At 62.3% G+C, this 11,421-nt stretch carries 9 protein-coding genes; 1 reads left to right on the forward strand and 8 read right to left on the reverse strand.

Going from position 1 to position 11,421, the window contains the following annotated elements; translation table 11 throughout:
- Positions 1-54: 54 nt before the first annotated feature.
- Entirely contained in the window at positions 55-1,296 is a 1,242-nt protein-coding gene (gene argJ, locus BPHYT_RS17185) for a bifunctional glutamate N-acetyltransferase/amino-acid acetyltransferase ArgJ (RefSeq protein WP_012434411.1), read from the reverse strand.
- 149 nt (positions 1,297-1,445) lie between these two features.
- Complete coding sequence (gene secA / locus BPHYT_RS17190; RefSeq protein WP_012434412.1) at positions 1,446-4,256, reverse strand: preprotein translocase subunit SecA; 2,811 nt, start codon at positions 4,254-4,256, stop codon at positions 1,446-1,448.
- 291 nt (positions 4,257-4,547) lie between these two features.
- On the opposite strand from secA, the gene BPHYT_RS17195 reads away from it, so the two are divergent.
- Complete coding sequence (locus tag BPHYT_RS17195) at positions 4,548-5,033, forward strand: DciA family protein (RefSeq protein ID WP_041758585.1); 486 nt, start codon at positions 4,548-4,550, stop codon at positions 5,031-5,033.
- A gap of 70 nt (positions 5,034-5,103) precedes the next feature.
- On the opposite strand, the gene lpxC is transcribed toward BPHYT_RS17195, so the two are convergent.
- The 6 genes from lpxC to BPHYT_RS17225 form a co-directional block, all read right to left on the reverse strand.
- The gene (gene lpxC, locus BPHYT_RS17200; RefSeq protein ID WP_012434414.1) at positions 5,104-6,021 is read right to left on the reverse strand and encodes a UDP-3-O-acyl-N-acetylglucosamine deacetylase; all 918 of its coding nucleotides are present in this window, start codon (positions 6,019-6,021) and stop codon (positions 5,104-5,106) included.
- A 289-nt stretch (positions 6,022-6,310) separates the two neighbouring features.
- The gene (locus BPHYT_RS17205) at positions 6,311-6,814 is read right to left on the reverse strand and encodes a peroxiredoxin (RefSeq protein ID WP_012434415.1); all 504 of its coding nucleotides are present in this window, start codon (positions 6,812-6,814) and stop codon (positions 6,311-6,313) included.
- 256 nt (positions 6,815-7,070) lie between these two features.
- Entirely contained in the window at positions 7,071-8,267 is a 1,197-nt protein-coding gene (ftsZ, locus tag BPHYT_RS17210; protein WP_012434416.1) for a cell division protein FtsZ, read from the reverse strand.
- Positions 8,268-8,418: 151 nt separating this feature from the next.
- Positions 8,419-9,651, reverse strand: coding sequence for a cell division protein FtsA (ftsA, locus tag BPHYT_RS17215; protein WP_012434417.1), 1,233 nt, complete (start codon positions 9,649-9,651; stop codon positions 8,419-8,421).
- A gap of 27 nt (positions 9,652-9,678) precedes the next feature.
- Positions 9,679-10,431 (reverse strand): cell division protein FtsQ/DivIB, encoded by a 753-nt coding sequence (locus BPHYT_RS17220; RefSeq protein ID WP_012434418.1) that lies wholly within the window; start codon positions 10,429-10,431, stop codon positions 9,679-9,681.
- A 48-nt stretch (positions 10,432-10,479) separates the two neighbouring features.
- Positions 10,480-11,421: a D-alanine--D-alanine ligase gene (locus tag BPHYT_RS17225; protein WP_012434419.1), complete on the reverse strand. Its 942-nt coding sequence runs from the start codon at positions 11,419-11,421 to the stop codon at positions 10,480-10,482.

Consider the following 11,421-nt stretch of genomic DNA (forward strand, 5'->3'; position numbering starts at 1 on the left):
GGCTGGAAAGTAAGCGGCCATGAGGCCGCGTTAAACCCCTGGTGAGGAACCTGGTTACGAACGATAGTCGGCGTTGATGCTCACGTAGTCGTGCGACAGATCGCAAGTCCAGATCGTGGCTTGCGCATCGCCGCGGCCGAGTACGACACGAATGCCGATCTCGCTCTTTTTCATGACGCGCTGGCCGTCTTCTTCGCGGTAGGCCGGATTGCGGCCGCCGGCAGTCGCGACCAGCACGTCGTCCAGATACAGATCGATCTTGCCGACGTCGAGATCGTCCACGCCGGCATAGCCGATGGCCGCGAGAATGCGGCCGAGATTCGGATCCGATGCATAGAAGGCCGTTTTCACGAGCGGCGAGTGGCCGATCGCATAGGCGATCTGGCGGCATTCGCCGACGCTCGAACCGCCTTCCACTTGCACGGTCATGAATTTGGTCGCGCCTTCGCCGTCGCGCACGATCAGTTGCGCGAGGGTCTGGGCGACTTCGGTCACCGCGTCGCGCAGCGCTGCATAAGCGGGCGAGTCGGTGGACGTGATCGCCGGCAGGCTCGATTTGCCCGACGCGATCAGAATGAATGAATCGTTGGTCGACGTATCGCCATCGATCGTGATGCAGTTGAACGAGCGGTCCGCCACGTGCTTGACCAGCGCGTCCAGCACCGGCTGGGCGACGGCGGCGTCGAACGCGAGGAAGCCGAGCATGGTCGCCATGTTCGGCTTGATCATGCCCGCGCCCTTGCTGATGCCGGTCAGCGTGACCGTGTGGCCCTCGATCGTGACCTGGCGCGACGTGGCCTTGGGCAGCGTGTCCGTGGTCATGATCGCCTGCGCGGCGTCGTACCAGTTTGCTTCCTTGCGGTTCGCCAGCGCGGCCGGCAAACCCGCTTTCAAACGATCGACCGGCAACGGCTCCAGAATCACGCCCGTCGAAAACGGCAGCACCTGTTCCGGCGTAATGTCCGCGAGACGCGCGAGCTCGGCGCAGGTTTCGCGCGCCGCCACGAGGCCCGGCTCACCCGTGCCCGCATTCGCGTTGCCGGTGTTGATCACCAGCGCGCGAACCGGCTTGCCGCCGGCGCGCACGCGATCCAGATTCTCACGGCACACGGTGACGGGCGCCGCGCAAAAACGGTTCTGCGTGAACACCCCGCCCACCGTGGCGCCATCGCCCACGGAAATGACGAGCACGTCCTTGCGGTTCGGCTTGCGGATATTCGCCTCCGCCCAGCCGAGCGAGACGCCGGCGACGGGGTGGAGTTGAGCGGGATCGATCGAGGGGAAATTGACAGCCATGGTCGCGACCTGTCGAAGAAAATGCCGGCAGGCGCCGGCATCGGGGAAACGGAACTGATGGCCCGGGCGTGCTGCCGGACCACCGCGAAATCAAGGCAAGCAAACGTGTAAAACGACGCGGCGCGCCTTTCAGCGCGCCGCATTCGGCATTAGACGATCTTGCCGTGGCACTGCTTGTACTTCTTGCCGCTGCCGCACGGGCACGGGTCGTTGCGGCCAACCTTCGGCACGTTGTCCGCGCTCAGGTTCGCTGCTGCCGTATGCGACGAGCCGTGGCTCATTGCATCGCCAATCATGGCGGCAGTGGCTGCTTCCGCGGCAACAGGCGCTGCGGCGGCTGCTTCGGCGAATTCGGCGTGGCGGAACTCGACGTTTTCAAGGTGACCGCCTTGCTCTTCGAGCTGTTCGGCAGCCTGTTCCAACTGTTCCGGCGACTGGATCTGCACGTTCATCACCACGCGGGTGACTTCAAGCTTCACGGCGTCGAGCATGGCGGCGAATAGTTCGAACGCCTCGCGCTTGTATTCCTGCTTCGGATTCTTCTGCGCATAGCCGCGCAGATGGATGCCCTGACGCAAGTGATCGAGCGCGGCCAGATGTTCGCGCCAGCTACGGTCCAGCGTTTGCAGCATGATCGAGCGTTCGAACGCGCTGAACGATTCGCGGCCGACCAGCTCGACCTTCGCTTCGTAGGCTTCGTCCGCGGCGGCCTCGACCGCCTCGAGAATCTCGTCCGCGCTGATCGAGTTCGACTCGTTGATCATTTCCTGGATCGCGAGATCGAGCTGCCATTCGTTGCGCAGCACTTCTTCCAGTTCGGGCACGTCCCACTGCTCTTCAATGCTGCCCACCGGCACGAACTGGTGAACGATTTCGCCGATCACGCTCTGGCGCATCGCGCCGATCGTTTCGGTGATGTCGTTCGCTTCGAGCAATTCGTTGCGCTGCTGGTAGATCACCTTGCGCTGATCGTTCGAGACATCGTCGTATTCGAGCAATTGCTTGCGAACGTCGAAGTTGCGCGCTTCCACTTTACGCTGCGCCGATTCGATCGAGCGCGACACGATGCCCGCTTCGATCGCTTCGCCTTCCGGCATCTTCAGCCGGTCCATGATCGCGCGCACGCGATCGCCGGCGAAAATGCGCAGCAGCGGATCTTCAAGCGACAGATAGAAGCGCGACGAACCCGGGTCACCCTGACGGCCGGCACGGCCGCGCAACTGGTTGTCGATCCGGCGCGATTCGTGGCGCTCGGTGCCGATGATGTGCAGACCGCCCGCGGCCTTCACCTGATCGTGCAGCGCTTGCCATTCGTCGTGCAGCTTCTGGATGCGGCGTTGTTTCTCTTCTTCGGAAAGCGTTTCGTCCTTTTCGATGAAGGACGCTTGCTTTTCGGCATTGCCACCGAGCACGATGTCGGTACCGCGACCGGCCATGTTGGTGGCGATAGTGACACGCTTCGGACGGCCGGCTTCAGCGACGATCTCGGCTTCACGCGCATGCTGCTTGGCATTCAGCACTTCGTGCGGCAAACCGGCCTGCTTCAGCAGATGCGACAGCAACTCGGAATTTTCGATCGACGTCGTGCCGACCAGCACCGGCTGACCGCGCTCGTAGCAATCGCGGATGTCGCGAATCACCGCGTCGTAACGTTCCTTGGCGGTCTTGTAGATCTGATCCTGCTTGTCGATCCGCTTGGGCGGACGATTGGTCGGGATCACGACCGTTTCGAGACCATAGATCTCGTTGAATTCGAACGCTTCCGTATCCGCCGTGCCGGTCATGCCGGACAGCTTCGCGTACATGCGGAAGTAGTTCTGGAACGTGATCGACGCGAGCGTCTGGTTCTCGCTCTGGATCTTGACGTGTTCCTTCGCCTCGACAGCCTGGTGCAGACCGTCCGACCAGCGGCGGCCTGACATCAGACGGCCGGTGAATTCGTCGACGATCACCACTTCGCCGTTCTGCACCACGTAATGCTGGTCTTTGAAGAACAGCGTGTGTGCGCGCAGCGCGGCGTACACGTGGTGCATCAACGTGATGTTCTGCGGCGCGTACAGGCTTTCGCCCTCGCCGATCAGGCCCCACTCGGCGAGCAGGCGCTCGGCCTTTTCGTGGCCCGATTCCGTCAGGAACACCTGGCGGCCTTTTTCGTCCAGCGTGTAGTCGCCCGGCCTCTCGACGCCGGTGCCGTCCGCTTTCTCTTCACCGATCTGGCGTTCGAGCAGCGGCGGCAGCGCGTTCATGCGCACGTACAGGTCGGTGTGATCTTCGGCCTGGCCGGAGATGATCAGCGGCGTACGGGCTTCGTCGATCAGGATCGAGTCGACCTCGTCGACCACCGCGAAATTCAGGGCTCGCTGCACGCGCGCGTCGGTCTCGTAGACCATGTTGTCGCGCAGGTAGTCGAAGCCGAATTCGTTGTTGGTGCCGTATGTGATGTCCGCCGCGTAGGCTTCCTGCTTCGCGCCGTGATCCATCTGCGACAGGTTGATGCCGACGGACAGACCGAGGAAGTTGTACAGGCGCGCCATCCACTCGGCGTCGCGCTGGGCGAGGTAGTCGTTGACCGTGACCACGTGCACGCCGCGGCCCGACAGCGCGTTCAGGTACACCGGCAGCGTAGCGACAAGCGTCTTGCCCTCGCCGGTGCGCATTTCGCCGATCTTGCCGTAGTGCAGAACCATGCCGCCGATCAGCTGCACGTCGAAATGGCGCATTTTCAGCACCCGCTTGCTGGCCTCGCGGCACACCGCGAAGGCTTCCGGCAGGAGCTTGTCGAGCGATTCGCCGCTCGCGACGCGCTGGCGGAATTCACCCGTTTTGGCGCGCAGTTGATCGTCCGTCAATTGCTCGATCTGCGGCTCGAGCGCATTGATCGCCGTGACGGTCTTTTGATATTGCTTGACTAGCCGCTGGTTGCGGCTGCCAAAAATCTTCTGTAGAAAACCGGTGGTCATCGGATCGGTGTCTGCGTCGCGGCTTCGGCTGGGTTGCGGCGTGCAGTTCATGCACGCGCGCTCCGGGGTCGGAAGGGCCTCGGCGGCTTAGTCCAAGAGTGAATTCGAATCGCGCATTTTAGCACGCGCCCCCGCCCACGCTTATGTCAGCAGCGAGACGGCGGCGGGGCATCGGAAGCCCGCCGTAGCGAGCTCTGGGAGTCCGTATTGAGGCGGGCCCGCGTGCATCCTGCGCGGTACAATCGCGGCGTGAACGCGCATAGTGTGCGGGCACGCCATTACCCATCGAACATGAGCCGTTTTCCTTCCTTTTCAAGGCCGCCGCCCCAGCAGTTCAAGGCGCGCCGCCCGCAGCCGGTCGCCGAGGTGCTCAATCGCACAGACGCGTTCGCGGCCCTGCGCGCGGGCGTCGAGCAGATTGCGGCGCTGGAGAAGGATCTGCGCGCGCTACTGCCCGACTATCTGGCGACGAGCGTCGAACCCAGCTTTATCAAGGAAGGCGTGCTGGCCCTGTTCGCCGGCCATAACGCGCTGGCAGCGCGGCTGCGGCATCTGGAGCCACGGCTGCTGGCGGATCTGCAGCAGCGCGGCTGGCCCGTGAATTCCCTGCGGATTCGCGTGCGGCCGCAGGCGGTCAAGGAACCGCCGCCGGTCAAACAGGCGCGCATGACGCCAGCTGGCGCCGATGCGCTCCACGCGCTGAGCGAATCGCTGGCGCCCTCGCCTTTGCAGGAAGCGCTGGCGAAAATGGCGGCCCGGCATCGGAGAAATCGCTAGGCAAAAGAAAAGCGGCCCGACTGGGCCGCTTACTTTTCATGCGCTTGTTTCGGAAAATTCACCCAAGGCGTTAGGCAAAAGCCGTCTGCGTCTCGTAGGCAAAACCGCGCGGCGCCTTTTGCGTGTCGTCGAAGGTGACGATTTCGTACGAATCTTCGTGCGCCAGCAGTTCGCGCAGCAGCGCGTTGTTCAGGCCGTGGCCCGATTTGTACGCGTCGTACGCTGCCAGCAGCGGATGGCCGATCACATACAGGTCGCCGATCGCGTCGAGCATCTTGTGCTTCACGAACTCGTCGTCGTAGCGCAGGCCGTCGTTGTTCAGAATGCGGTATTCGTCCAGCACGATCGCGTTGTCCATGCTGCCGCCACGCGCCAGACCCAGTTCGCGCATCATTTCCACCTCATGCGCAAAACCGAAGGTGCGAGCACGCGCGATCTCGCGCACGTACGACGTATTGGCAAAATCCACTTCCAGCGCCTGACCGGTTTTATCCACAGCCGGGTGACGGAAATCGATCGTAAATTTGAGCTTGAAACCAAAATACGGGTCGAGGCGCGCGAATTTATCGCCGTCGCGAATTTCGACCGGCTTGGTGACCTTGATGAATTTCTTCGCCGCGTTCTGCTCTTCAATACCGGCAGACTGAATCAGAAATACGAATGAACCGGCGCTGCCGTCCATGATCGGAATTTCTTCGGCGGTGACGTCGATATAAAGATTGTCGATGCCGAGACCGGCGCAGGCGGACATCAGATGCTCGATGGTCGAGACGCGCGCGCCGTCCTTCTGCAACACGGAAGCCATACGCGTATCGCCAATCGCCATCGCCGACGCGGGAATGTCCACCGGCGTGGCCAGATCCACGCGCGAAAACACGATGCCCGTGTCCGGCGCGGCCGGACGGAGCGTCAGTTCGACTTTGCGGCCCGAGTGCAGGCCGATGCCGACCGTCTTGACGATTTGTTTGATAGTGCGCTGCTTCAGCATGGTGATCTTCTATTCGATTGAAAATCCCAATCGGGACTTTTTATTCCATAGCGCGAATTATACTCCAATACCCTAAGGAGCGTCTTTTCACGGAACGTATCAATCTGTTTCGCTGCATTACCCTTGGGCGCCCATCAGGGAAAGCGTGACGGGCCGATGCCCCGGAACGGAGGCGTTTCCGGTCATCGGCCCGCGTAACGGCCTGTCACAAAAGCGTCTTATCGACCGTTGCCCTGGCACAACGCGCGAACCGCGTGTGCCTGTGGCGAAGGTCACGACGCCAGCGTGCCTAGCTCAACGTAGCGAGAATACTCCCTGCATCGCTGACTTCGAATTTGCCGGCAGCCTCGACGTTCAACGTCTTGACCACGCCGTCGTCGACCACCATCGCGTAGCGTTGGGAACGGATTCCCATGCCGCGCGCCGACAAATCCTGCTCGAGACCGAGCGCTCGCGTGAAAGCCGCACTGCCGTCCGCCATCATGCGCACCTTGCCCGAGGCGTGCTGATCGCGTCCCCACGCGCCCATTACGAACGCGTCGTTGACGGACACGCACCAGATCTCGTCGATGCCAAGAGCGCGCAACTGCTCGGCGTGCTCGACATAACCCGGTACATGTTTGGCCGAACAGGTGGGCGTGAACGCGCCGGGCAATCCGAAGATCACCACACGCTTGCCCGCCGTCTGCTCGCGCACGTCGAAGCTGTTAGGCCCGATCGTGCAGCCCGCCCGCTCGTCTTCGATCAACTCGAAGAGCGTCGCGTCGGGCAGCTTGTCACCTGCCTGAATCATGCTCAGTCCTTTGCATCGATGCGAAGCACGCTCACACGTCGTCGTGTCGCAGTGAAAAATCCGGCGTGGGCACCAACCACTGCATGCTCCGCCGTCCGGCGACAGTCGCCCACTCCGCTTCGCGAATCCGAAGAGGGCACTTGTCCTTGTCGCGAATCCTCAACGATACGCGACTTGTTCGCCGTTCACCCGCCACGCTCGTGCATTCGTCCGCCAGCGCCAGAATCGGCGCCGCAACGAAAGCCTGCCCGTGCGCTCAGTCCGCCTGCTTGCGCAGGAATGCCGGAATGTCGTACGTGTCGACGCCCTTTTCCTGCAGCGCCTGCACATGCGAAGCGGCCGTATCGCGCGACGTGCGCCACACTGCCGGCGTATCCAGCGCGCCGTAATCGGCGGTGCTGGCGTGCGACGACTGCGGTGCGTAGGCAGCGTGTGCGCTGATCGGCTGGTTGTCGGTGCCGGTGCGCAGCAGCGTCATCGGTGCCGATTGCTGCTTCTTCGCCGCGCGGCCCAGACCCGTTGCCACGACCGTCACGCGCAGCGCGTCGCCCATTGCATCGTCGTACACTGCGCCGAAAATCACGGTTGCGTCTTCCGCAGCGTAGCTCTTGATCGTGTTCATCACTTCGCGCGTTTCCGACAGACGCAGCGAACGGCTCGACGTGATGTTCACCAGCACGCCACGCGCGCCCGACAGATCCACACCTTCCAGCAGCGGGCTTGCAACAGCCTGCTCAGCAGCGAGGCGTGCGCGATCGACGCCGGCAACCGTCGCCGTGCCCATCATCGCCTTGCCCTGTTCGCCCATCACCGTCTTCACGTCTTCGAAGTCGACGTTCACCAGACCGTCGACGTTGATGATTTCCGCGATGCCGGCAACTGCGTTGTTCAGAACGTCGTCTGCGCACTGGAAGCACTTGTCCATCTCGGCGTCATCGCCCATCACCTCGAACAGCTTGTCGTTCAGAACGACGATCAGCGAGTCGACGTGATCCTCCAGTTGCTGCGAACCGGCTTCTGCCACGCGCATCCGCTTGCCGCCTTCGAATTCGAACGGCTTGCTGACGACGCCAACGGTCAAGATACCCATTTCTTTCGCGATCTGCGCGACCACGGGTGCTGCGCCCGTGCCCGTGCCGCCGCCCATGCCGGCCGTGATGAAGACCATGTGCGCGCCACGCAGTGCGTCGGCGATGCGCTCACGTGCTTCTTCCGCTGCGGCGCGGCCCATTTCCGGCTTGGCGCCGGCGCCCAGACCCGTGTTGCCGAGCTGGATCACCGCGGTGGCGCGCGAACGCGACAAAGCCTGCGCGTCCGTGTTCATCACGATGAAGTCGACGCCTTGCACGCCTTTGTTGATCATGTGCTGAACAGCATTGCCGCCAGCGCCACCTACTCCGACCACCTTGATGATGGTGCCGTTCGTTTCGGTTTCCAGCATTTGGAAATCCATGATGCCTCCGTCAAGATAAAAATTTACAGCCACTTCGGCCGTTATTCGGCAGGAGATCGGGCAACCCCCTGTCGCGCGCCGGCCGCCGGCACCAGCGCGTATTTTGAAACTCGTTCGACAACCCGTTCTGTGCAGCGGTGCTACGAATGCTTTAAAAATTGCCGAGGAACCAGTCCTTCATGCGCGTGAACACCTGTCCCATAGAGCCCGACTGCACCGCGACCTTGCGGCCGCGCATGCGCTGCGAGCGTCCTTCGACGAGCAGGCCCATCGCCGTCGAGTAGCGCGGATTGCGTACTACATCAGCGAGACCGCCCGCGTATTCCGGCACGCCGATACGCACCGGCTTCAGGAAAATGTCCTCGCCCAGTTCGACCATGCCGAGCATCATCGACGCGCCGCCGGTCAGCACCACGCCGGAGCTCAGCAGTTCCTCGTAACCCGACTCGCGCACCACCTGCTGCACGAGCGAAAACAGTTCTTCGACACGCGGCTCGACCACCGCCGCCAGCGCCTGGCGCGACAACGTACGCGGACCGCGCTCGCCGAGACCCGGCACTTCGATCATTTCGTCCGGATCGGCGAGCGCCTGCTTGGCGATGCCGTAATCCACCTTGATGTCTTCCGCGTCCGGCGTCGGCGTGCGCAACGCCATCGCGATGTCGCTCGTGATCTGGTCGCCGGCAATCGGAATCACCGCCGTATGGCGGATCGCGCCTTCGCTGAAAATCGCGATGTCCGTCGTGCCGCCGCCGATATCGACCAGCACCACGCCGAGTTCTTTTTCGTCTTCCGTCAGCACCGCCAGCGACGACGCCAGCGGTTGCAAGATCAGATCGTTCACTTCGAGCCCGCAACGGCGCACGCACTTCACGATGTTCTGCGCCGCGCTCACCGCGCCGGTGACGATATGCACCTTCACTTCGAGACGAATGCCGCTCATGCCGATCGGCTCGCGCACATCTTCCTGACCGTCGATGATGAATTCCTGCGTCAGGATATGCAGCACCTGCTGATCGGTCGGGATGTTGATCGCCTTGGCCGTTTCGATCACGCGCGCCACATCCGCCTGCGTGACTTCCTTCTCCTTGATCGCCACCATGCCGCTCGAATTGAAGCTGCGGATATGGCTACCGGCAATCCCGGTAAATACGTTGGTGATCTTGCAGTCGGCCATCAGTTCGGCTTCTTCGAGCGCGCGCTGAATCGACTGCACGGTGGCCTCGATATTCACCACCACGCCTTTCTTGAGCCCCTTTGATTCGCTCTGGCCGAGGCCGATCACCTCGTAGTGACCTTCGCCCTTCAACTCGGCGACGATGGCCACGACCTTCGACGTCCCAATGTCGAGGGCGACCAGCAGATCTTTATAGTCTTTACTCATAGCGTGCTCATTGCGTGTGATGTCCGTTTACTTCTTGCCCTTGTCGGGTTCGGTGATAAAGCGCATCCCTGCCGCGCGAATCGCGAAACCGTTCGGATAGCGCAAGTCCGCATACTCGATATCCTTTCCCCAACGTTGCGTCACCGCGCTCCACGCCGCGCTCAGACGTTTGCTCCGATCGAGCAGCGTGTCCTGATTACGTTCGCGCCCAAGTTCCACCTGCGTGCCGTTCGAGAGCTTCACCGTCCACGCATAGCGCGGCGACAGCGTCACTTCTTCAGGCGTCGCGCCCAACGGCGCAAACCATTTCTGGAAGTCGTGATACCGCGCGACCACCTCTTTTGCCGTACCGTCCGGACCGTCGAACGCGGGCAGATCCTCTTCGAGCTCGCCCTGGTTCGCGGTGAATAGTTCGCCGTCGACGCTCACTAGCTGATCGCTGCCCCACGTCCCCAGCGGTTTGTACTCTTCCAGCGTGACAGCCAGTGCATTCGGCCAGACGCGCCGCACGCTCGCATGACGCACCCACGGCATCTGCTCGAATGCTTGACGCGCCACGTCGAGATCCACCGTGAAAAAGTTGCCCTTCAAACGCCCAACCACACCCGCGCGCACCGTCGGCGAATTGATGTGCTCGGTATCGCCGTCGATCTGAATCTCGTGCAGCGCGAAATTCGGACGCTGGATCAGCCAGTAACCGCCAGCCGCCAGCAGCACGAGCACCAGCAACACATGCAATGCGTTGGCGGCGAAATTGAGCTGGCGAACGTTGTTCCACATGGTGTTGCTTTCGGGTCGCCCCGGTTAGTGCTGCAATTAGTGCCGCAATTAGTCCTGCAACGTCAGCGCCAATACGCCGACAACCAGTTCCTGATAGCTGATGCCCACCGCGCGCGCCGCTTTCGGCGGCAGCGAGTGATCGGTCATGCCGGGCGCCGTGTTCACTTCGAGGAAATACGGGTTGCCGTCGGCGTCGAGCATGAAATCCGCGCGGCCCCAGTCGGTGCAGCCAAGCACGTCGAACGCACGGCGCGCGAGCACTTTCAGGCGAGCTTCCTCGTCCGCCGCCAAACCGCACGGGATCAGGTACTGCGTGTCGTTCGCGATGTACTTCGCGTGATAGTCGTAAAACTCGCCGGCCGGCACGATGCGGATCACCGGCAGATCCAGATTGCCTGCGATGCAAGCGGTGTATTCGCCGCCGCCTTCAACGCTCTTTTCCACCACCACGATCTTGTCGTACTTGACCGCTTCGATCAGCGCGGCCGGCAATGCGTCGGCGCTCTTCACCTTGATCACCGCGACGCTCGAACCTTCGCTCGCCGGCTTCACGAAAAGCGGCAAGCCGAGCTTCGCGACGATCTCTTTCGAGCGCGCTTCGTAGTCGTCGCCGCGCAACACGGCTTCGAACGGCGGCGTCGGAATGCCGAGTTGCTGCCACACGAGCTTGGTGCGGAATTTATCCAGACCGAGCGCCGAGCCGAGCACGCCGCTACCCGTGTACTTGATGCCGTAAAAGTCGAGCGCACCCTGAATCTGGCCGTTCTCGCCGTAGCCGCCATGCAGCGCGTTGAACGCGCGCACGAAGCCTTCTTCCTTCAACGCGGCGAGCGGACGCTCGGCCGGGTCGAACGGATGCGCGTCCACGCCGGCGTCGCGCAGACCTTGCAGTACCAGGCGGCCGGAGTTGAGCGATACCTCGCGCTCGGCGGAATTGCCGCCGAGGAGTACTGCCACCTTGCCGAATTGTTTCGGGTCAATACTGCTCAT

Origin of the sequence: Paraburkholderia phytofirmans PsJN, from assembly GCF_000020125.1 — a bacterium.
In the GTDB taxonomy this organism is placed as follows: Bacteria; Pseudomonadota; Gammaproteobacteria; order Burkholderiales; family Burkholderiaceae; genus Paraburkholderia; species Paraburkholderia phytofirmans.